General features: G+C 30.2%; 17 protein-coding genes. 6 read left to right on the forward strand and 11 right to left on the reverse strand.

The window, feature by feature from the left end:
* Window positions 1–385 precede the first annotated feature (385 nt).
* On the forward strand, window positions 386–1,375 hold the full coding sequence (locus tag OM075_RS11335; protein ID WP_301190630.1) for a methyl-accepting chemotaxis protein: 990 nt from the start codon (window positions 386–388) through the stop codon (window positions 1,373–1,375).
* 79 nt (window positions 1,376–1,454) lie between these two features.
* On the opposite strand, the gene OM075_RS11340 is transcribed toward OM075_RS11335, so the two are convergent.
* The 5 genes from OM075_RS11340 to OM075_RS11360 all read right to left on the reverse strand — a co-directional run bounded on the left by OM075_RS11340 (window position 1,455) and on the right by OM075_RS11360 (window position 6,610).
* Window positions 1,455–2,123: an energy transducer TonB gene (locus tag OM075_RS11340; RefSeq protein WP_301190631.1), complete on the reverse strand. Its 669-nt coding sequence runs from the start codon at window positions 2,121–2,123 to the stop codon at window positions 1,455–1,457.
* Between the two features lie 72 nt (window positions 2,124–2,195).
* Entirely contained in the window at window positions 2,196–2,480 is a 285-nt protein-coding gene (locus OM075_RS11345; RefSeq protein WP_301190632.1) for a hypothetical protein, read from the reverse strand.
* Window positions 2,481–2,564: 84 nt separating this feature from the next.
* Complete coding sequence (locus OM075_RS11350) at window positions 2,565–3,338, reverse strand: amidohydrolase (RefSeq protein ID WP_301190633.1); 774 nt, start codon at window positions 3,336–3,338, stop codon at window positions 2,565–2,567.
* Window positions 3,339–3,371: 33 nt separating this feature from the next.
* The gene (locus tag OM075_RS11355) at window positions 3,372–4,244 is read right to left on the reverse strand and encodes a DUF4249 domain-containing protein (protein WP_301190634.1); all 873 of its coding nucleotides are present in this window, start codon (window positions 4,242–4,244) and stop codon (window positions 3,372–3,374) included.
* A 29-nt stretch (window positions 4,245–4,273) separates the two neighbouring features.
* Window positions 4,274–6,610: a TonB-dependent receptor gene (locus OM075_RS11360; RefSeq protein WP_301190635.1), complete on the reverse strand. Its 2,337-nt coding sequence runs from the start codon at window positions 6,608–6,610 to the stop codon at window positions 4,274–4,276.
* A 231-nt stretch (window positions 6,611–6,841) separates the two neighbouring features.
* Here OM075_RS11360 and OM075_RS11365 point away from each other — a divergent pair, with 231 nt between their 5' ends.
* Window positions 6,842–8,191 (forward strand): hypothetical protein, encoded by a 1,350-nt coding sequence (locus OM075_RS11365; RefSeq protein ID WP_301190636.1) that lies wholly within the window; start codon window positions 6,842–6,844, stop codon window positions 8,189–8,191.
* 55 nt (window positions 8,192–8,246) lie between these two features.
* Here the strand turns inward: OM075_RS11365 and OM075_RS11370 are convergent, their stop codons facing one another.
* The 6 genes from OM075_RS11370 to OM075_RS11395 all read right to left on the reverse strand — a co-directional run bounded on the left by OM075_RS11370 (window position 8,247) and on the right by OM075_RS11395 (window position 14,989).
* Window positions 8,247–9,392, reverse strand: coding sequence for a DUF819 family protein (locus OM075_RS11370; RefSeq protein WP_301190637.1), 1,146 nt, complete (start codon window positions 9,390–9,392; stop codon window positions 8,247–8,249).
* A gap of 6 nt (window positions 9,393–9,398) precedes the next feature.
* The gene (gene dacB, locus OM075_RS11375) at window positions 9,399–10,787 is read right to left on the reverse strand and encodes a D-alanyl-D-alanine carboxypeptidase/D-alanyl-D-alanine endopeptidase (protein WP_301190638.1); all 1,389 of its coding nucleotides are present in this window, start codon (window positions 10,785–10,787) and stop codon (window positions 9,399–9,401) included.
* Window positions 10,784–11,824, reverse strand: coding sequence for a DUF6340 family protein (locus tag OM075_RS11380; RefSeq protein WP_301190639.1), 1,041 nt, complete (start codon window positions 11,822–11,824; stop codon window positions 10,784–10,786). The genes dacB and OM075_RS11380 overlap by 4 nt, the downstream gene beginning before the upstream one ends.
* A gap of 180 nt (window positions 11,825–12,004) precedes the next feature.
* Window positions 12,005–13,168: an iron-containing alcohol dehydrogenase gene (locus OM075_RS11385; RefSeq protein WP_301190640.1), complete on the reverse strand. Its 1,164-nt coding sequence runs from the start codon at window positions 13,166–13,168 to the stop codon at window positions 12,005–12,007.
* Between the two features lie 189 nt (window positions 13,169–13,357).
* The gene (gene fabG, locus OM075_RS11390) at window positions 13,358–14,104 is read right to left on the reverse strand and encodes a 3-oxoacyl-[acyl-carrier-protein] reductase (protein WP_301190641.1); all 747 of its coding nucleotides are present in this window, start codon (window positions 14,102–14,104) and stop codon (window positions 13,358–13,360) included.
* A 153-nt stretch (window positions 14,105–14,257) separates the two neighbouring features.
* Window positions 14,258–14,989, reverse strand: a complete 732-nt coding sequence (locus tag OM075_RS11395; RefSeq protein ID WP_301190642.1) for an SIR2 family NAD-dependent protein deacylase — start codon at window positions 14,987–14,989, stop codon at window positions 14,258–14,260.
* Window positions 14,990–15,207: 218 nt separating this feature from the next.
* Here OM075_RS11395 and OM075_RS11400 point away from each other — a divergent pair, with 218 nt between their 5' ends.
* The 4 genes from OM075_RS11400 to OM075_RS11415 all read left to right on the forward strand — a co-directional run bounded on the left by OM075_RS11400 (window position 15,208) and on the right by OM075_RS11415 (window position 23,094).
* A complete protein-coding gene (locus OM075_RS11400; protein WP_301190643.1) occupies window positions 15,208–15,879 on the forward strand; it encodes a PrsW family glutamic-type intramembrane protease in 672 nt (223 codons plus the stop codon).
* Between the two features lie 3 nt (window positions 15,880–15,882).
* Window positions 15,883–16,278 carry an alternative ribosome rescue aminoacyl-tRNA hydrolase ArfB gene (arfB, locus tag OM075_RS11405; protein WP_301190644.1) on the forward strand — a complete coding sequence of 132 codons (396 nt, stop codon included), beginning with the start codon at window positions 15,883–15,885 and terminating at the stop codon, window positions 16,276–16,278.
* 369 nt (window positions 16,279–16,647) lie between these two features.
* The gene (locus OM075_RS11410; protein WP_301190645.1) at window positions 16,648–19,245 is read left to right on the forward strand and encodes a PAS domain-containing hybrid sensor histidine kinase/response regulator; all 2,598 of its coding nucleotides are present in this window, start codon (window positions 16,648–16,650) and stop codon (window positions 19,243–19,245) included.
* 39 nt (window positions 19,246–19,284) lie between these two features.
* Window positions 19,285–23,094 carry an ABC transporter substrate binding protein gene (locus tag OM075_RS11415; RefSeq protein ID WP_301190646.1) on the forward strand — a complete coding sequence of 1,270 codons (3,810 nt, stop codon included), beginning with the start codon at window positions 19,285–19,287 and terminating at the stop codon, window positions 23,092–23,094.
* The last annotated feature ends 126 nt before the right edge of the window (window positions 23,095–23,220 follow it).

A 23,220-nucleotide genomic window follows, 5' to 3' on the forward strand; every position in this document is an offset into this window, starting at 1 on the left:
CATCTTTTATTGATTGTTTATAATCACAAACAAAAAAGACGTGGCAAAGTTGATTTTTTATTTTGGATATTCAACAAATAAAATCAGCCAACTTTATCCATGACAAAGCAAATACAAATAACACTTAATAATTAATATTTTTAAGCGAAGCTTATATTTTCTGTGTTCAAATGCTAGATTCCTAACTTAACCGATAATATGAAGTCTTTAAACAAAACAATATCTAATTACTAAAAAAAGCCTATTCTATTAATTCAAAACAATAATATTTTACCATATCAATCAAATATTATATGACATATATCATATTTTACTCCTGATATTTTAGGGGGTATATTACAAATATTTTATATTTGCAGCCACATTACCTAAATAAATACCACCTATGTTATTAATTACTTACATCACTCTGGCAGGAATGGTGTGTCTTGTATTGTGGATGCTCAATAAAATACAGCATCTCAAATCACAAGTCAAATCATTAAATGCAACAACATCTGCTATTATTGAAGCAGATGAAAATACAAGTATTCAATTCAGCGAAGAAAAACATGCTGAAATGGAAAGGCTTTCAATTGTAGCCAAACAAACTGACAATGCCATTATGATTATGGATCGCGATGGCAACATCCAATGGTTGAATGATGGTTTTACACGTATGTATGAGTATACATATGAACAGTTTATTAAAATCCGCGGGAACAACATTCTTCAAACAAGCTTTAATCCTATGGTTCAAAAATGCATTGAGCAATGTATTGAAACAAAAAAACCATCCTATTATGAAGCAATTAACACTACTCCTTCTGGTCGGGAGATCTGGACTCACACTTCACTTTCTCCTGTATTAAATGAAAATGGCGAAATTATTCATTTAGTAACTGTGGATTCAGATATCTCCAAAAGAAAAGAAGCTGGAGATAACCTGATTAAACGTGTAGATATTTTAACAAATAAAATCACTGAATTATCACAACAACAAAAAGACATGATGTTGTTTACGGAACAGCTAATGGATGAAGTGGGCAAATCCAATGAAAAAATAAAGGAAACTGATCAGATTGTAAGCTTCATTCAAGATATGTCGGATAAGATTAAAATTATGGGTATCAATGCCTCTATAGAAGCTCAATATGTAGGAGAAAAAGGGAGTGGCTTTAAAGTAATATCAAGTGAAATTGTACAAATGTCTGATACGACTAAACAATATTCACGTGAAATATCCAATATTGTTAAACATATCCAGGAATCATCAAAACAACTAAATAACGGTAGAGAATTAGTTGAACTAGCTGCTGAAAAGTACCAAAAGGCAGTGGAAGCATTAAAATATGAAGTAAATCTTGTTGAATCAGTTGTTGAGAGATTAAATTAACAGTAAATTCTATATATAACAAAGGGCCAATTCAAAATAATCAGCCCTTTGTTATCATAATATCTTGATATAAATATTTCTAATATCTTCTGTAAATAGGTTCTGTACCTGGTTTGGTTTCTACAACCAACACACCATTTTTAGCTTCTTCACCATAGAGTTCTACAGCCTTCTTACCTTTTATAACTCTTATCGATTTAATATTATAATATTCTAAATGCGCCAAACCTGTAACTTTCTTCTTATCTATTACAAATAAAGGAGCTCTGTCATTTTCATAAAATGGTTTTATTTGTTTTGCTATTTCTCTATTTTCATCGTAAATATAAAAATGAACTGGTATTGAAACTTTAGTATTAACTTTTTGACCATTTAACTCGCCTGGCTTCCATTTATCCAGTTGTTTCACAACTCTAAGCGCCTCATCATCTATACTCTTATAAAAACCTTTAACAAGCTCTACATTCGCCAATTCACCATCTTTCGTCACTACGAAAGCTACCATAACCTTTCCTTCAAGTTCTTTAGCTAATGCATCTATCGGATACTTAATTTCTCTGGAAAGAAATTTTTGGACATCACCCCCTGCCTTTTTTAAAACAGGAACCTTATCAACAGTTTCATAAATACTATCTGATGATAAAGTATAAGTATTTGAAAAGGTATTAATTGCACTTACATCTTGAATTAATCCTAATGTTAGGATCATCATAAATGCTAAAAAAAATGAATTCATATTTGATTTCATAGCCAGCTGATTTTAAGTTAATTTATCATATCAATAAAACAGCAAATACCATGCCCAATTGATACAACAATATTATAAACTATCCCTCAACTTATCAATATTCATCATTGCTTTTCTTATATCCTCTAACGACTTTTTTCTACTCTCTATTGAATTAAAATCATCGGAAAGTTTTTGCTTTCTTTTTGATAAACCTTCTCCCCCCTCTTCTTTTTTATTTACATCATTTCTATCGGATAATGTATGACTTAAATCTTTAGAAGTATCTTCCTGGTAGCTAACAAAATCCAGATTATCCAACAATTCTTTAAAAAAGGCAACCTTTTTATTATCTACACTAACTTTAAAACTCCTCATTATACCCAAATTTAATATACTATATAGTCCCAGTGTATGTTGTACTTTACAAAACAATAAATAGTTACATATATTTACTATTTATTATGGGAGTAATTTAAATCTATCGGCATCCAGATAGGTAGGAAATTTAGTCCTAAAATCATTTTGCTTATCAAAGTTTAACTCTATAATTTCAGTATCAAGTTTTATAGTATTTACATTTACAACGTCATCACCCTTAAAATCAACCACTTTAGAACCTCCAGTATAATACACACTTCCTCCGTCACCAATCCTATTAACTCCTATAACATAGGTCTGATTTTCAATAGCTCGGGCACTTAATAAAGTATCCCAAACTTTTTGTCTCGAAGCAGGCCAATTAGCCATATACACTAATAAATCATAATCATTCTGATTCCTGCTCCATACTGGAAAACGTAAATCGTAGCAAATCAAAGGTAATATTCGGACACCTTGAAATTCAATAATCATTCTTTGATCTCCTGGTTCGAAAAATTTCTCCTCTCCTCCCATTCGAAACAAATGTCTTTTGTTGTATGAAGAAATAGTTCCGGTAGGCTCTACAAATATTGCAGTATTGTATACTTTGCTTTGCATTTTTATTGCCAACGACCCCATAATGGCCACATTTTTATTTTGTGCCCATTTCTTTATTTGAGATATTTCTTCTCCATCAATTAAAATAGCACTTTTAGCAACATTCATCGTAAATCCAGTCAGAAACATTTCAGGAAGAATTACTAAATCCACATCATCATTTAGAAGTGCTAATTTTGATTCTATGATATTTAGATTTTCGTTAATATTCTCCCAAACAATATCAAACTGAATTATAGCAATCTTTAATTTCATATTTTGATAATTATTAAAGCTTTTAAACAGCAGTTATTCTGTTAACATATATTCAATAGATCCCATACCAGTCCACCTACCAATTCCACCAATTATATTTGTACTTGTATTTTTATTAACAAACGAAAAAGGATTGGCACTATTTACCTGATCTAAATAAATATCATACAATACATTATAAGAATTTTTATCAATTGCAGAAAACCTTAAAAATACAGTATCCGTGCGATAAAACTCATATCGTGGTAAATTTCTTGTTGTATCATTAGCATTTAAATTGAGAGGATCAGGTTCTTCACTTCGAAAAATAGATGTTTCGATTACTTTACCATTGTTATTATAATCATTAAATAACGGGAATGCTGAAGAGTGAAAATTCCTGTCCACATTTTTAATTTTTATCTGTGTATAATAATAATTTAGTAATTCTTGATCATCCTTAATAAAAGCCTTAAAATTCATCGTTGTATCAGTAACAGGAATAATTTCCACTTTACTAACTTCAGGTATTTTAGGAATCTTTGTTGAAGCTCTAATTATCTTATCATTAACTTCAATTTCCAGATCATAAGTTACTCCCACTTCACCCTTAATATCAACGCTTCTGTATACAAATGGAGGAAAAAATTCATCTCTACGAAACAAAGTAAGAATTTCTGTTTCACCTTTAGACGAGTATAAAGTAACTTTAGCATAGTTTAAAAATGTATTTCTAATAGAAGCCGAATCATATTCCGTTAAAAAAGGTGAGCTTCTGGTTAAAATGATGTTTGCATAGTCATCGTTAGAAATAGATCCATCCACAACAACTTTTGATTCATACAAGGGTTGCTCTATTTCAATTTCTTTAGAACAAGATACCAAAGTAATCATTAAACCTACAACTATGTATAAAGTCTTCTTCATTGTTTTTAAATTTATCATTTCAGAATAAATTAAAACTTTACTTTCCAACTTAATGAAGGTAATATTGGGAACAACGAAACTTGTTGTGCCTTTATATCCAATTGATAATTTTCTTCACCCTCGCTAACATCATAAAAGATGAAATATGGGTTACTTCTATTGAGAACATTAATAATGGAAAAATTTATGACTGATTCCTTAAAAAGATTTGACTTGACATGGTAATTTACAGATAAGTCCAATCTATGATATAGTGGCATTCTAAAATTATTTATACCATCATAATCGTTTGCAATATTTCCCATCATCCAATATCTACCAACTGGCAACGTAGCTTTATTTCCTGTTGCCAAAATAAAAACACTACCTAATTCTATTTTTTCATTTAATTTATAACTGCACAACAAATTAATATCATGTCTTCTATCATATTTTGCATCATGCCATTTGCCATTGTTAAGCTGATCAAAACGCTGCTTTACCCAGCCAAGAGTATACGATAAATTTGCATTTAATTTCTCTGAATTTCTTTTAATAAAAAATTCTGCACCATAAGCCTTACTATCCCCTTTGAAAAAACTATCTTCAAAATCAGCCACATTTTCTCCCTTTACATTAAGATTTAGAACCAGCTGATTTTGCAGAAACCTAGTATATCCTTCTATTCCAAATTCCAAATTTAAACTGCTAAACGCCTTAAAATATCCTAAAGTAAATTGCGAAGAAACCTCTTCCGGAACTTTTTGAGTAGCTGGCATCCAGACATCTGATGGTAAAGGAATTGAAGCAATAGATGTTAAGTGGATATTTTGAGTAGTGTAATTTCCTGAAGCTTTTATCGATGCATCATTATTAAGCTGATAATTGAAAGTTACCAAACCCTTACCTAAAATCCGGTCGCTATCTCTTTCTGTATCTAAATTAGCCTCATCGGAAAAACCAGACATTGTCTTTTCTGATAACTGATACAATTGAACTGATCCTCCTAGGTACATCTGCAACCTGGGAAATATATTAAATTCATTACTGGCATATAGTTCAAAAATCCTATGCGTATATTTAGTTGATAGTTTATCTTCATCACTATTTAATGAAATATCCAAATTCTGGGGGGTAATAGTCCGGTGCTGCACAATCCCGCCAAAACGAATAGTAGATTTATCCTGCAGAAGTAAATAATCAGATCGTAATTGATAGTGTTGATAATTTGTATTAAAACTCAAGTCCTGACTAACAATTGAAAGAGCTAAATCAGAATCATAGCCGGAATATGATACAGAAGTATTCATTGAAAAATTAGTGGTAATTAGTTTTCGCCATTGTAAAGATACCCCTTCATTTCCCCATGTATTATTTAGACTTATATTATTTTCATTTCGATTATATTTAAAATAGTCACCACCTTTATACCAGGATAAAACAAAATTATTACAGTTGGATGAGTATTTTACTTTGCCATTAAAATCATAGAAATTAAATTTATTATTGGTAAAGTAATTCTGATCATCTTGTAATATTAAATCTGCTATACTTTGAATTCCTTCAATATAACTACGTCTGAAACCAAAACTCGTAAACCACTTGTTATTTTTTGACTTAGCCAGATAACTAATATTTGATGTAATATTTCCAATATTAACCGACCAATTAAAATCTCCCAATTTATTTTCTGTTGAGTTAACAATTATAGATGACGCTAACCGTGAGGCATATCTGATAGGTGCATTTCCTTTGTAAAAAGAAACATTATCCACCAAAAACGGATTAAACACAGAGTATATTCCCATTAAATGAGATGGATTCATGAGTTCTATGCCATCAAAAAGTATAAAATTCTGTCCGGGAGATCCTCCTCTGACATATATACCTGAATTACCCTCATTAACCGACTGGATTCCCGGAAGAAGTTGAAGAGTTCTCACCAAGTCAGGTTCTCCTAATAAAGATGGTGTAATTAGAACATCCTTTTGCTTCAATAAGATTTTTCCAGGTATGTTTCCTTTAACCAAAGATTCTTTATATGCCTTAATTGTAACTTCCTCCTGTAAATACTGTTTGTCTTTTAATTTAACCAGGATAGGCATTTTTGTAGTAAAATCAACAATAACAGTATCTAATTCAAATGACGTATGATAAAAAACTAACTTAACATATTCTTGACTTGAAACAGTAATCTCAAACAATCCATGGGAATCAGTTACTGTCCCATTTAAACCACCATCCAATATTACATGAACATTAGGAATTGCTTCATTAAGATTCGCATCAAGCACCTCTCCCTTGATTACTAACTCCCTATTTTGCCCTAACAAACAGCAACTTAATAATAACAACGAGATAATGGTTTGAACTCTACAAAAAGTCATTTGTATATTTTATCATTATTTATTGCAAAGTACAACATATTTAATTTCTCTTGCAACTTACCCCATATTATATTTCATAGACTATTCGAACAATGTAATATTATTGTTAAAACATCTAATTTAAGAAAATGATAAACTTTTTGGGATATCCATCGTAACAATAGCACACAACAACGCTCAACAACGAGTATTTAAAACATAAACTATTAACACACAATAAATTTCTATTAAATGAAAAAGTTATTTAAAGTAAACATTTGGATTGCAGCACTTGCGCTATTAGTTTTTGCAAGTTGTGAAGACGACAAAAAAACTGACGATGGAATTGATTCAGCTTTAGAGGCTGATTATTCAACAGTATCTCCAGAAGAATCAAAACAAGATGTAGAAAATGCTGCAGTAAATTTGGTTAGTCAAATTGATGAGTTAGAAGATGAAGACGGAATTGATGTAATGATTCATATGATGGATCTAATGGGTGGTAACGATGCTCCTGCATCTGCTCAATTTAATATTCCTTTGAAAGCGGCTCAAATTCTTGCTGATGACTCAAAAAACTCTGCTGAAGTATATAATCTTCTTAAAGCAACTACAGAAGAAGGATTAGCGCTTAGTGATTCATTTGCTATGTTGACAGCAACATATACCTATAATTTTGAGACATTAGATTTTGATAAAACTGAAAATGCTAACGATATTGTTATTTTGTTTCCAGGAAAAGAATCTGATTTAACAAACACAGCAGAAATTCTAATTGGTGATTTTACTGTAAAAGAAATTACAGAACCAAGAGCTGATTTTGATTTACCAGCAGGAAAAATTGAATTCCCCACAGGTTTAAAAGCTACTCTTAAGTATAATGATAATACACTAATGAGTTATACTTTAACTGCTGAATACCTTAGTGATGGTACTCCTACAGCACTTGAAAACGTGCTTGAAGTGGGATCATTTTCTTTTACTCAAACATTAAAACATTCTCAATATAAGAGCGCTGGTTTTGATTTTAGTTTTAAAAATGGTTCTGATATTTTAATTGCTTTTGGTGCAGAAATCAATGGAGACTGGTCAGAAAATAATATTAATGAAAATAGTGAAACTGATGTTGAAGAAATCATTAACAACGGAAATGCATACTTACAGTTTATGGATTTAAAAGCTGTAGGTCAAATTGATATTCAAACTATTGTTAATGGAGAACAAGCATTTGAAGAAGCTCACTTGGGAGATTCTGATGATATTAAAGATTTACCTGAAGCAGAAAATTTAGTTTCATTATTTACTGAAAATGCAAGATTCGTATTGGTTTATACTAAAGACAACACTATGCTAGCATATTTAGAACCATATGTTATGAACAACACTAATAGCTACAATCAAAACGGAGTTATTTATACTGAAAATGATTACTATATGGATATGCGATTGGTATTTAATGATAACTCTAAAATTTCAATGGATACTTTTGTTGAAAACGAGCTTAACGGATTCTTCAATGCTTTAAATGATTTTATTTATACATTGAACACTACTTATGGAACTGAATTCAACGAAGTTTCTATGGATGATGAATCTTTATAAGAAATAATCCAATTTATATAGTCAAGGAGTTTCCAATTATATGGAACTCCTTTTTTTATATCATTTGAAGAAATTCACTCATAATATACCCCAAATAATTTCCTATAGCATAACCAATAACACCTACTGTAATTCCTGGAATAATTACTTCTCTGTTTTTTATTGCTCCGGCAACTACTGGAACAAATGGAGGACTGCAAATTAAAGAAACAGATGTTACCATAACTGTATCAGCATCGACTTTAAAAATTCTGGATAGTATAATATGCAGAATAGTAGAACCGAAAACAGCAAATCCAACATAGTAAAACAGTGTTGAATTAATTTGCATTAGCTGAGATAATTTAAGTTTCGATGCAACTACCACACTAAAAACAAGAATAAAATACATTCCTAAGTTAAAGGTCTTGGGTATTGCATTTACCTTTTTATTAAACGATGCAATAATGGCAAGTGTTGTAATCGATAAAATAAATACAGCCATTTTTGACTTTTCAACTACTAATTGCATTAAACCGCCTCCTACGGCAACTATTATTACAGTTATTCCTAAAGCCATTAATAAAGGCTTGACATTCTGCCTTTTTAATATACCACCAAATAGCTCTTTATCTTCCATATATTCACGGAAACCAAAACTATTGGTCCTTTGAAAAGATGGTAGAATTAATTCATAGAACTTTTTACCTACCGTAATAAGAAAAAACAGATGAATAGTAGAAAAGAACATATCATAAGTATGTACGCTAATATAACTTGAAGGATCAACATTCAGTGCCATTTTTAAGGCAGCTAAATTTGGCGTTCCTCCTGTATAAACACCACACAATAGCGCTGATATTTTATAAAAAGATTCATCTCCATTATTAAAAATTACATAACCAGTGGCTACTACAATCACAACACTGATCAATGCTGCAATTAATGAAAATAACGTTTTACGAGCTAACAAAAAAGACTTTTTAAAATCACTGGAATATAATAACAAGGGAATTCCAATAGGTATACATATCGACATGATAGTATCCTGAATAGTCTCTATTTGTTCTCCCTTTAGAAATCCAGACGAAAAAATAACGATACCAGCTATATATGCCAATAAAACAGCACCAACTTTATTTAGAAATGTATATTTGTAGCACAACCAAAGTAGAAAAAAGGGAATAAGAAAATATAATAAAACTATAAATAGCGGGTACATAATGATTTAATATTCTAAAAAATAATTTGTCAATGTTTCATCCATTTGTTTTCTAACTTCTTTGGTTTTTATAAGATAATTATTGGCTATTACACAAAATGCCTCATAATGACCTGATTTATTAATAAAGTATCCACAGTAACCTAAAACACCTTCCATAGAACCACTTTTGCCAAAAACCTTATTTCTTAATTCGGGGTTCTTAAATACAGATTTCAATGTCCCGGTTTGACCTCCAATAGCCAATGATGATTTAAAAACATCGTAATAACTACTATTATTTTTCATCCACATTAAAAGATGCACCATCCCATCAGTAGTCACAAGATTCTTAGGCGTCAACCCACTTCCATCTCTTAATCTGAAATTCGATTCAAAATCTATTTTATCTTTCCAGAAATCCCGGATAATCTGAACTCCAATATCCCAGGAATATTGATCTTTATATTCTTTTGCCAATGATAAAAGGAGCACATCAGCAAATAAGTTATGACTTTTATGGTTAACAACCTTAATAATTTCTGATAATTTTGGTGATTTACAATCAAAGACTATACGGCTCTTCGCTATCTCATCCTCACCAAAATTTACCTGTTGAATAACTATATTATTTTCAGTCAAATATTGTGTGAGTTCATTTACAAAAACAAGTTTTGTGTCAGGCATAGCAGCCTTTATTTTAAAGGAAGATCTGTTGGAAGGAATAGAGCCTTCAATCCACCATTTTTTTATCTCAGGAAGACCATAAACGTATGCACTATCTTTACTATGTGAAGCGGATTCAACCTTACAATCATATTGATACGGAAATATTTCTGGTTTTACAGAAACTATGTTACAGACACTTCCAACATCTTCTGAAGCTAAAGTAACGGTTACTGTATTATCTCTCCAATTAAAGGCCTGAGGATATACCCCATAGTAATTCCCAATATCTTCCCAAAGTCTGGGAGATGAATATCCAATATCAGCAGACTTAACAAGAATTCTTCCTCTAATAGAATGAATTCCCTCTATTCTAAGCCATTCTATAATTTCTTTAAATAAAAGTTCCGGTTCTGTCTGATCAAAGTATCTGGAACCCAGGGTAGGATCGCCGCCTGCAATAACAACTATATCTCCTTTAAGTTGACCATCAACTATTTCTCCTTTTCCTATTATTTGCGTTTTAAAAGTATATTCGGGCCCTAACAACTCAAGAGCTGTTGCTGTGGTTATAATCTTTGTTAAGGATGCAGGTATTAATCTTGTTTGAGAGTTAAGAGATACAATATCATTTCCTGTATTTATATCACTAATGCTCATTGAAATAATGGCTCCTTTATCAGGAATATTTAATTGAGTATAACCGCAAATTGGTATAATAACTAACAGTAGTATAACACAAAATCTCATTCCCCACCTCCAACTTGAATCTTCAATTCTTCAACAACTTCTAGCCGCTGATTCATATATAGAGAATAAAGAATTAATCGTTTTTTTTCAGCTTTAGCATGTCCACTTGACAATTCAGAAACAATATCCAGTCCTTCTTTTATCCAATAGGATGCTGATTTATAGTCTCCCTCAACTTCCGACGCTAAAGCTAAATTATAGGCAGCCCGGGATTTTATAAGCTTTTTAGAGTTATCAAATACATACTTCCATAACTTAATGGCCTCACCCCAATTATCATTTCTAACATGTTCGGCCGCTTGCATAAAATAAAAATTTCCAGAACTATATAATATTCTCTTTTCAGTTTCCCAGAAAGGTGCAATATCATTTACAGCTTTATCGCCCATATAATTTGCCAAATCAGCTAATCCTTGCCTTAAATTAGGAAGATTTTGAGCAACATATGATAAACCATTTCCATATACACTCCACGAAATGGTATCACTACTAACCTTACTAAATATTAAAGACTTATTTAAATTATTATATCCTCTATACAAAACTGATGAACTGGCATCTAAATACCCATACATATTCCCATCGTATAAATCTTCAACTTTAATATTGGTTTGATAAATATAATCATCAATAGAAACTACTGCCTGAGCATCATATTTCTTACACAACTCATTTACCATACTCCAGGTAAGAAATGTAGTATCCGACAAACCGCTCCTGCGCAAAGAGATTTCATGCACATAAACACTGTCAAAGAAATTTCGCTGATCCAATTCATATTTTAAACCATATAAAAAAATATCAGGAAAATCATCTTTCCATATAGTATCAATAGAATATGCTCCGGAAGGTACAGCGATCTTGTGAGTATTTTTTTCTCTATAAGCCCGGGCATTATCAACTAATACAATAGACTTAATCTCCGGTTGAAAAGTGTATTTCGCAGGCATTAATACATCTATACTCAATTGTTCATAGGTTGAACATGAGATCAAGAATGGTAAAAATAGAAGAACAAACAAATATATTGCTTTCATATGCTTAGTTAATCATTCAGTTTTGATATTAAAAATACAAATATAAGAATGCTCCAAAGTTGACAGCTATTCTAGTGGTTTGTTTCTTAATATTATTAAAATATAACATTAGGATAAATTAAACCCCTCATTCACCAATCCCACATCAATTGATTAGTGAACAAATATCTTGCCGAATAATTATTTTGCCATCATTAATATTTGAGTTACAGCTTCATTATTAAGTCTTTTAAAATATCCAATAGGGCCAAACTTACAAGCCTTATCTCCCATAATCTTAAAATATTCATCCGGAATATCAACTTCAGATAGTTTAGAAGGCATATCTAACGAATTAAAAAAACTTCTAATTGCCATAATAGTTTGCTTAGCTGCACTCAACTCATCTTCTTCGAGAATATTAAAAACATTTCTTCCTAATCGAGCAAATTTATAAGCCGTATTTTCAGTAAGTACATACTCCATCCAATAAGGGAATATAATAGCCAAACCCGCCCCATGTGTTAAGTCGTAAATTGCACTAACTTCATGTTCAATACCATGCGTAGCCCAATCACCCATCATTTTACCTGTCGACGTCAATCCATTTAATGCCAAACTGGATGCCCACATTAAGTTTGCTCTGGCCTCATAATTTTCTGGTTCCCGTATAGCTATAGGACCATATTTTATGCATGTTCTTACAATAGATTCTGCAATATTATCCTGAATATCCGTTCCTTTATCTGGTGTAAAATATTGCTCAAAAATATGACTCATGATATCTACTGTACCAGCTGCTGTTTGCCATTTATTAACAGAAAACGTATAAGTAGGATCCAACATTGAAACTTTCGGTCGTAGTAAATCACTACCCATTGCCAATTTTTCCTGGGTTTCATCATTTGATATCACTGCATTCCCATTCATTTCAGAACCTGTTGCAGCTAAAGTCAATGCACATCCTATTGGCAGTGGATTTTTAACAACGGCTTTACGAAGACAAAAATCCCATGCATCTCCATCATAATTTACCCCTGCAGCCATTGCTTTAGATGCATCTATAACACTACCGCCTCCAAGTGCCAAAATAAATCCTAAATCATTTTCTCTGCATAATCGAATACCATCTCTTACACTGGAAATTCTTGGATTTGGTTGAATTCCATTCAGTTCCTTATAAAAGACACCCATTTCTTTAAACAAAGAAGTTACCTTTTCAAGGAGTCCGCTCTTTATAACTGAATTTTTTCCGTACGTAATTAAAACCCTGTTGGAATAAGTCAACACTTCGTCAACCAGATTATTAACCTGATTTTTTCCGAATAGTATTTTAGTACCTGCCTGATAAACGAAATTTTTCATAATGATATACAAATTATCTTAGTTCAGCCTCTATATTTTAAATATAGATCCTTATTAAAACATCAATCCCATAAAATATAATAGCTGATCACGATTTAGTTTAACATCAATATTACTAAAATAGATTAATGAAAACAAAAAGGGCATCCTAATTGGATGCCCTCATCATATTATAGTAAAAACTATTTTTTACATATTCATACCACCACATACATGAATAACCTGACCAGTTACATAAGATGATAGGTCAGAACCTAAATATACACATGTATTAGCTACATCTTCAGGAGTACCACCACGCTTTAATGGAATTTTACTTTCCCATTCCTTCTTAACGTTTTCCGGTAAAACACCTGTCATTTCAGTAATAATAAAACCTGGAGCAATAGCATTATGACGAATACCTCTTGTTCCCATTTCTTTAGCTGCTGACTTAGTAAAACCAATGATACCAGCTTTAGATGCTGAGTAGTTACACTGATTTGCGTTACCAGAAACACCTACTACAGAACTCATGTTAATAACACTTCCTCCTGCTTGCTTCCACATAATTGGTTGAACAGCTTGTGTAAAGTTAAATACTGATTTAAGGTTTACATTGATTACAAGATCCCATTGTTGCTCTGTCATTCTTTTAAGAGCTCCATCTTTAGTTATACCTGCATTATTTACTAATATATCAACTCTACCAAAGTCCTCTACTATTTGGCCAACTACTTTTTGAGTATCTTCGTAGTTACTAGCATCAGATGCATATGCTTTTGCTTTTACTCCAAGAGCGTTTAATTCTTTTTCTGTTTCCAGAACAGATTCATTAATTGCTAAATCCGTAAAAGCAATATTACAACCATTTTTAGCATAAGTAATAGCAATTTCTTTACCAATACCTCTTCCAGCACCAGTAATTATTGCTGTTTTTCCTTCTAATAATTTCATTTCTTTATTATTTATATTAGAACTTAAAATCTAAAATATTTGACGCGCAAATGTAACAATTTATATGGAATTATTAAGATTAATCGTAAAATGTTAATTACCACAATAATTCCAACATAACATCTTCTTTTAGATATTAAATATTAAAGCTATTTAGTTATAAATTTCCTTTACAATTGCCTCCATTGCTTCAGCGGCTTTCATTTTTACATGATAATCTGTAATCTGATGAGTAAAATTTGAATCATCTGGGTTAATTTCAATTATAGTTGCTCCTGATTGCTTTGCCACGACCGGAACTTGACAGGCTGGCATTACTTCTCCTGTAGAACCAATTACAATAACAACATCTGCTTTTTGAGCAGCATCAAAACTTTTTTGATAGGCTTCAGGTGGTATTCCCTCTCCAAAAAAAATAAAATCGGGTTTTAATAATCCTCCACATTTATCACATTTAGGAGGAATTACTTTTAAATTTACCTCTTTAGCATCATAATATGTATTACAATCCAAACATTTAAGTTTTTGAGAATTTCCATGAAACTCATAGACTTCCTTACTTCCTGCATCATAATGAAGATTATCTATATTCTGTGTCACTACGGCTTTTAATATGCCGTCTTGTTCAAGTTTCGCTAATGCAAGGTGTGCTCCATTGGGTTTGGCCACAGAAAAAAAATCATAAAATATTTCTCGAATAGCTTCCCATGATTTTCCTGGTTGATTATAGAAGTAACTTAAATCCAATAATTGTGGATTGTATCTGTTCCAGATTCCTGTTTCTCCTCTGAATGGTGGTACACCCGACTCCACACTAATTCCAGCACCTGAAAAAGCAATGCAATAACTCGAGTTCTTTATTACTTCAGCAACTTTCTTTATCATGATTTATACTTTAATCTAGTTCTTCTAATTTTATAAGATAATGACTTCTTTAAAACCTTAAAATTATAGATTATTTATCCGTTATACGAATTAAAAATAATTAACGGGTAAAAAACAAACCTATATTGTATCTAATCAGACATTTAATTTCAACAAACGCATAAAAAACAATGCCGTTTCACCTTTTTTACTATCTTCACTGCAAAAACACTGAATTCATGGATCTTCTTATTATTTCAATTGCTCCAGTTATTATTATTCTAGCTTATATTTATTATAGAGACAAATACGAAAAAGAACCACTTCCATTGCTCATTAAAGGTCTTATAGCAGGAATGATTATTGTGTTGCCGGTTGCATTTTTTGAAAATATACTAAGCTCCTTTCTACCACAAATATTTACATCGAAAATAAGTTATGCCTTTGGTAATGCATTTATTGTAGCTGCATTATGCGAGGAACTATTTAAATTAATTGCGGTTTATTTTTTAATCTGGAAAAACCCCAATTTTAATGAGCGTTTTGATGGAATCGTTTATGCAGTTTTTGTTTCCTTAGGTTTTGCACTGATTGAAAATATTATGTATGTATTCTCTAATGGTTTTAGCACAGGTGTTTCCAGAGCATTTACTGCAGTACCAGCACATGCAATGTTTGCAATTATGATGGGTTATTACCTGGGATTAGCTAAGTTTATCAATATTAAAAAATCATATTACTTTACACTTGCATTTATTATTCCATTTTTCTTTCATGGTGTATACGATTTTATATTAATGTCACATGTTAACTGGTTACTACTTTTATTTTTTCCATTCATAATATACATGATGTACAGAACAAATATTAGAATGAAGGAACATGAGATGAACTCAGTCTTTAAATTTTAAAGGATGATTGATATAAGTAATGAAGTAAGATATACAACAGCAAGAAGTTCTGGTCCTGGTGGACAAAATGTCAATAAAGTCAATACTAAAGTTAGCATACTCTTTAGTATTAATGAGTCTAAGATATTAAGTACACATCAAAAAATTATTCTTTCAGATAAGTTAAATTCCAGAATTAACAAGGATGGTTACATAATCATAAATTGTGAAAAGACAAGGTCTCAACTTAAAAACAAGGAACTAGCATTGGCAAGCTTAAATGCTTTAATTAACAAAACCTTAATCCCCAGCAAAAAAAGAATATACACAAAACCAACCAAAGCCTCAAAACTTAAAAGAATGAAAAACAAAAAGATTTTATCTGATAAAAAGACCAATCGTCGCTCTATAGGCTTTTAATTCACAATACTTAAACCCACTATAAATAGCAAGATATATATTATATCATTAATAGTTTTCTTAGAACAACGATTCTTTGAACTTTCTAATTAACCATTCGAGTACTTTAATTAAATTCTATTGCTTGCATTTCTATTTTGAATAGCTATATTTGCCCAGCTCATTTACCTTCTAACATATTACCACCAAGTTTTTAAGTATTGAAGACTAATTAATAGTCCTTGAGTAATAAAACAATTCGTAATATTATTCAAACTTCAATACGACAAAAGAATTACAACCTATTACCAGCAGTTTTTTAGTCTATAAGAAACTAAATAGTTAGACAATTTATCAGACAATAGTAACAATACCGTATTTGAATTAATAATGAAGAAAAGATTAGAAAGAGCAATAAGGAACCAATTAAAATTAATTCAAAACCTAACAGAGTGTGCCGAAACTATCTTTATTTATCCTGATAAAAATACCATTTTATCAAGCTTTCAATCACGTAATGATACTAATCATCTTAAAAATGTTTTAACTACATATTTTTTAAACAATTTATTAAAAAATTCAACAAGAAATATTTCATTAAATAAAGAATCTTTTAGTCATATAAAATCGATAGCTCAATTCCATCATATTGATATTTTTCCTTTTCATATAGAAAAGAGTCATCAAGCTTTTTTATTATTGCTATTTGATGAAGAAAGTAAAAGCCAAATTCAAGAGTCTTTAGCCATTATTTGTGAAAGTATAGCATCTTTTTATGAAGCATATGAGGAAAAAGTAGAAATCTCAAAAAGTTCACTAGCTTCAGATTTATTACTATCAACAATTCAAGGGGTTCCCTGGTCTCTTAATTTTAATACTGGTTTATTTTCATATATAGGACCACAAGCAGAACAAATTTTAAGCTTTAAACCTCAAGAGATTGAATCCATGGACGACTGGGTAAATATTATTCATCCAGAGGATCAGGAAAAATCTTTGAATTATTGCAAAAAAGAATCTATAGCTGGTAATGACCATGTTTTCGATTACAGAGTAATTAAGAAAGATGGTACGATTATTTGGATACAAGATATTATTAAAGTGATTCATAACAACAACAATTCTATTCAATTGTATGGATTTATGATTGACATTACTGATACAAAAGAACAAGAATTGCAATTAGAGAATCTGCACAATCAATTAAAATATATATTAAAATATTCTAATACGGTACTCAACATTGTTGATGATAAACAAAACATTATTTATCATACCAATAAAAATGCTGAAAATATCAAGTTAAAGTGTTACGAGTATTTTTGTAAACTAAAAAATCAATGTAACGATTGTCCCGCATTAAAAACAAAAATTGAACCTACTAAATATTATAGAGAAATTGGAGATAGCACTTATTTAGTTAATGCATTCCCTATAACAACTAAAGAAGGTAAAATACATATTGGTGAAGTAAGAGTAGATATTAGTGACAGGGCAAGAAAAGAAAAACAAATTAATGATCTTAATAACAAAATAGAATTCCTGCTAACCTCAGGGAATATTTCTTATATAGAACACAATTTAGAGACGGAGATTTTTAATTGTAATCGTGTGTTTACAGAAATTACTGGATATGATCTAAACAACATAGTTCTAAATACAGACTGGTTATTGTCACGAATTCACCCCAATAATATAAAATTATTTAAATCAGAAATAAATAAAGTAATTAATAGAACAAAACAACAATTAGATGTTGAATTTCGATTTCTTACTGCAGAAAATAAATATATCTGGTTTCACTTCCATGGACAAATTGATAAAAAGAATACAACAAAACTTGTTGGTATTTTATTAAATATTACTAATAACAAAAAATTATTAAATGATTTAATCGACGCCAAAAACAAAAGTGTACATGCCAATGAATTAAAGTCTAAATTTCTAGCTAACATGTCGCATGAAATCAGAACACCGATGAATGCCATAATTGGGTTCACAAACTTGTTAAAAAGTCATATAACTGAAGCTCCATTTAACAATTATATTAATTCTATTGAATCAAGCGGTAAAACTTTACTCGAACTTATCAATGAACTATTAGATCTTGAAAAGATCAATTCAGGTAAAATGGAAATTAAAAAGGAAAAAGTAAACCTAAATTTTATCCTAAATGAGATTTATCAGACCTTTATCATATTTGTTAATAACAAAGGGATTACCCTTGAGATAATTAAACAAGGTGACATTCCCAACGAAGTTTACATAGATTCATTAAAGTTAAAACAGATCTTAATTAACTTAATAAACAATGCTATTAAGTTTACCAATAAAGGTAGTATTAAAATAAAATATGCTTTTATTAAAAATTCTGATCACAAATCAGGAACACTTAATATTTCAGTCATTGATACAGGAATCGGCATCTCTATTGAAATGCAAAAAAACATATTTGAACCATTTATTCAAGATGATTCTAATGTTAATTCTCCACAAGAAGGTACCGGTCTAGGGCTTTCAATTGTTCAAAAAGTAATTAACTTGATGAATGGCTCAATAGTACTTGAAAGTGCACCTGGTATAGGAAGCAAATTTTCAATATCAATTCCTGACGTTTTGTATTTTAACTCTCTAAATACTTCTATCCAAATTAAAAAACAAAATAACATAGATATAGAGCCTATCATTTCTCAAGAAGGTTCCAATATGCTGGATAATCTTTCCAATGAGGAAATTAAAATTGCGCGAGTAGAATTTGAAAATAACCTTATTCCTCTATGGGAACAACTTACAGAAATGATTTCACTAACTAACTTAAACATATTTTTAAAAGGTATAAATAAATTACTAGAACAGGTAAATTGGACCGATTTAAAGGAATATAGTATATTATTATATTCCAATATTAAATCATTTGATTTTGAACAACTTCCTATTCAAATTAAGGATTTTGAAAAATTTATATTATTTATTCAAAATAAATTATAGATTTAAGCACTAATCAATAACATAAACCTACATACATAGATGAACCCCAACAACATTATCCAACAAATAAAAAGATTCTCAACAGTATTTGCTATACTATTAATAGTTCAAATATCCACATTTGCAAATAATTACAAACATGCTTTATTAATAGACTCATATAATTATAGTTTTCCCACTACCAAGGATTATTTAAATGGACTAAATTCAGTTTTTGATACGATAGATTTAACTTTAGATATAGAGTTTATTGACTGGAAAAAATTACCAACAAAAGAAAATAAAATTAACTTTTACAACTATATTAAATTTAAAATTAATGCTGGCGAACCATATGATGCAATTATTGTAAGTGATGATATGGCTCTTCAATTTATCACAGAGTTTCAAAACCTTTTGTGTTCAAATATTCCAATTGTATTCTCGGGTGTAAATAATACCAATCTTGCATTAGCTCAAAATAAAAATGACAACATTACAGGTATCGTTGAATCTGTATCAATAAAGGAGAATATAGATTTAATTCATAACTTATATCCGGAATCAAACAACCTATATTATATTGTTGACAGTACTTTAACCGGACTTCATGACTTAAGTAAATTAGTTCGTATTATTGAACAGTATCCGAAAACTTCGTTTAATGAAATTAATTTAAAAAATTTAAGTTTTGATGAACTTAAAGATACGCTTAAACATATCCCTTCTAGTGATCCCGTTTTATTATTAGCAGCATATCAGGATAAAAATGACAATACAAAAAACTTTTATGAGAGTTTAGATTTAATAAAAACACATTTAAAGTCTCCTTTATTCCACATTTATAAACATGGCTTAGGGAATGGTATTATAGGAGGAAAATTGGTTTCACATTTCCAACAGGGGCAACAAGCAGCTCTTATTGTAAACCGTGTATTGAATCACGAATCTATCAGCCATATACCTGTTGTAACCAATTGTTTTAACCAATACTTATTTGATTATAACGAATTGGAGTCATACAATATTGATGACTCGTTACTTCCAAAAAATTCTATAATAATCAATAAACCACATTCATTCTATCAGATTAACAAAAAAGCAATTTTGCTTTATTCTCTGTTTTTAATAATCCAAACTGTACTTATCATATATTTATTCCGAATCAATTCAAAAAGAAAATCAGCTCAAAACAAACTTCAAAAGAAAGTAATGGAGCATTACAGGTTGAGTCAAAAATTTAAAACACTTAACGACCAATTACACCAGAAAAACAATGATTTATTAACTACAGAAGAAGAACTGAGAGCTAATAATGAGGAACTATATGAAAAAAATGAAAGAATTGCTGAAAGTGAGGAAAAATATAGATTATTATTCAACAACTTAAATGAAGCTTACCTTTTTGCTAAAATTAATTTAGACGCAAATGGTCAACCAATTGACTATACTTTTATTGATGCAAATCAAAAGTTCTTATCAGGAATAAATTATGATTACAATCAATTAATAAATAAATCGGCAAAAGAATTATTTCCTGACACTAAAGATTCTTGGATCAAAAGATTTGGTGAAGTTGCAACAACCCGAAAGCCTCAAAGATTTAAAGATTTTGCACCAGATATTAAAAAACACTTTGAAACCACAGTTTTTTCTCCAATGCAAAATTATTTTGCTGCAGTTTTTATGGATGTGACTCAAGAAACTGAATCTGCTTTAAAAATAAAAGATGCATATGAAAAGGTAAGAGTAAAGGAAAGCATATTTAAAAAGATGTTTAACAGTGCTCCAGTAGTGATGATCATCTTAAATAAAAACTCTAAAATTATTGATATCAATAAAACAGGGTTAGAGTTAATGAAAAAAGATGTTTCTAAAGTCCTAGGACTTAGAGGTGGGGACTTCTTATCTTGCATTAATGCTTCTCTGAATAAAAAAGGTTGTGGAAATTCATCCCAATGCGAATCATGTATTTTAAATAAAACTGTTAATCAAACTATCATCACTAAGGAAAATACAAATAAAACAGACTTTGATCTTGTTATTCAGGATGAAAACCATAGTATTAAAACACTGAATTTTCATGTATCAACGGCTATACTGCCGGATAAAGATGATGATAAGATATTAGTTTGTATGGAGAATGTAACTTCATTAAAAGAGCAAGAGTCTCTACTTAAGAAAAGAAATAATGAAATTAACAAACTTTTAAATGGGGCAAAACAAATATTATCTGTTAACGACTTTAACAAAACTATTGACAACATATTTAAATACTGTCAATCTCTAACCGGAGCTACATCTGGATTTGTAGGATTAAAAAATAATGATACAACAGATATCCTTTTTAAAAGCGTAAATGGGAAAGATGAATTTTTAACAGAACCTATTTCAAAATCAAAAAACAAATTACTAAACAGCATATACGAAAGGAAGGAAATATTCATTAACAATCATTATAACAATAGCAATTTACCTTCAAATCATATTTTTGTAAAAAATATATTAATCGCACCAATAATAATAAAGAATAAACCTGTTGGCGTATTAGCTATTTCAAATAAATCTACAGATTTTAACATTGACGATATTAATATTCTATCTGCCTTTACAGAACTTGCTGCCTTAAGCTTAAACCACACGCGATCAAATCAATTAATTGAAGAAAGTGAGCAAAAATTTAAGCAAACCTATTTTACAAGTCCTGATGCTATTTCTATAATTTCAGCCGATGGTACCTTTATAAATATAAACAATTACTTTACTGAAATGCTAGGCTATACTGAAGATGATGTCATAGGAAAAAAATCTTCAGATCTGGGTATTTGGCAAAATCCTCAAAAAAGAAATTATTTATACAACATACTCAACGCTGAGGGTAAAATAAGAAATTTTGAAACTCAGTTTAAAACAAAGGACAATACAATCATAACAACATTACTGTCTGCCTCCATAATAAAACTAAATAACACCAAACATATATTAGCAATCAGTAAGGATATCTCTGATATAAAACAACAAACTTACTATTTAGATAAAGCACAAGAAATAGGTCTTATTGGTTCTTGGAGTTATGATATAAAAAAGAAAATATTTACCTGGTCGGATCAATGCTATCGTATTTTTGGATTTAATAAAGAAGATATTATAAATCTGGATCGAATTTTGGAAGCTATCTATCCTGAAGATAAAAAGTTATTTTTAACTAATTGGCAAAGTTGTTTAAACGGAAATATTAACACCCTTGATTTTAGAATACTCGTTGATGGTAATATAAAATGGATTTATCAGAAAGTGGATATTGAGTTTAACTCCCACAATGAAGTATCAAAAATATACGGAGTTAAGATGGATATCACCCAACGTAAAAACTATGAGTGGCAAATAACACAAATTAATAAACGATTTAAAGGGTTAGAAGAGATTGTAACCTATAAAGCAAGTTCTATTCCTGATTTGTTGGATCACACTTTAGGAAAAGTAATTTCCTATACCAATAGTGAATTTGGGGCAATATATCATTATGATGACCAAAAGAAAATCTTCTTTTTAAATAATTGGACTAAAGACTACGAACTCACAACTGATTTATCAAATATAAATTGCCTAAACCAGGCTGTAATGAGCAAAAAAACAGTGATTATAAATGATAACATTAGTAAATACGAATTTCTAAAAATAAAGATCGAAAATAAAGATCAACTTAAATCATTAACAATTCCAATATTAGCCAATGGTAATGTAACAGCAGTATTATGGGTTGCAAATACTAAGCACAACTACCACGACTTTCATGCAAAGCAGGTAATGTTACTTCTTGAAACCACATGGATTATAGTTGAAAAACAAAGATTACAGGAAAAATTATAGATTCAATATCTGAATAATAAATACAAAAAAAGGAGGATGTAAAATAAACACTGTCTGTAAGCAACAAATTATTAATATTGTGACTTATGGCAGAAAAGAAAAAAGAATCCCCAGAATATATTGCAA

The organism is Plebeiibacterium sediminum (genome assembly GCF_026013605.1).
Lineage (GTDB): Bacteria > Bacteroidota > Bacteroidia > Bacteroidales > Marinilabiliaceae > Saccharicrinis > Saccharicrinis sediminus.

Coding starts and splice junctions, on each gene's coding strand:
- OM075_RS11335 (WP_301190630.1), top strand. CDS start 386: ATGTTATTAATTACTTACATCACTCTGGCAGGAATGGTGTGTCTTGTA.
- OM075_RS11340 (WP_301190631.1), bottom strand. CDS start 2,123: ATGAAATCAAATATGAATTCATTTTTTTTAGCATTTATGATGATCCTA.
- OM075_RS11345 (WP_301190632.1), bottom strand. CDS start 2,480: ATGAGGAGTTTTAAAGTTAGTGTAGATAATAAAAAGGTTGCCTTTTTT.
- OM075_RS11350 (WP_301190633.1), bottom strand. CDS start 3,338: ATGAAATTAAAGATTGCTATAATTCAGTTTGATATTGTTTGGGAGAAT.
- OM075_RS11355 (WP_301190634.1), bottom strand. CDS start 4,244: ATGAAGAAGACTTTATACATAGTTGTAGGTTTAATGATTACTTTGGTA.
- OM075_RS11360 (WP_301190635.1), bottom strand. CDS start 6,610: ATGACTTTTTGTAGAGTTCAAACCATTATCTCGTTGTTATTATTAAGT.
- OM075_RS11365 (WP_301190636.1), top strand. CDS start 6,842: ATGAAAAAGTTATTTAAAGTAAACATTTGGATTGCAGCACTTGCGCTA.
- OM075_RS11370 (WP_301190637.1), bottom strand. CDS start 9,392: ATGTACCCGCTATTTATAGTTTTATTATATTTTCTTATTCCCTTTTTT.
- dacB (WP_301190638.1), bottom strand. CDS start 10,787: ATGAGATTTTGTGTTATACTACTGTTAGTTATTATACCAATTTGCGGT.
- OM075_RS11380 (WP_301190639.1), bottom strand. CDS start 11,824: ATGAAAGCAATATATTTGTTTGTTCTTCTATTTTTACCATTCTTGATC.
- OM075_RS11385 (WP_301190640.1), bottom strand. CDS start 13,168: ATGAAAAATTTCGTTTATCAGGCAGGTACTAAAATACTATTCGGAAAA.
- fabG (WP_301190641.1), bottom strand. CDS start 14,104: ATGAAATTATTAGAAGGAAAAACAGCAATAATTACTGGTGCTGGAAGA.
- OM075_RS11395 (WP_301190642.1), bottom strand. CDS start 14,989: ATGATAAAGAAAGTTGCTGAAGTAATAAAGAACTCGAGTTATTGCATT.
- OM075_RS11400 (WP_301190643.1), top strand. CDS start 15,208: ATGGATCTTCTTATTATTTCAATTGCTCCAGTTATTATTATTCTAGCT.
- arfB (WP_301190644.1), top strand. CDS start 15,883: ATGATTGATATAAGTAATGAAGTAAGATATACAACAGCAAGAAGTTCT.
- OM075_RS11410 (WP_301190645.1), top strand. CDS start 16,648: ATGAAGAAAAGATTAGAAAGAGCAATAAGGAACCAATTAAAATTAATT.
- OM075_RS11415 (WP_301190646.1), top strand. CDS start 19,285: ATGAACCCCAACAACATTATCCAACAAATAAAAAGATTCTCAACAGTA.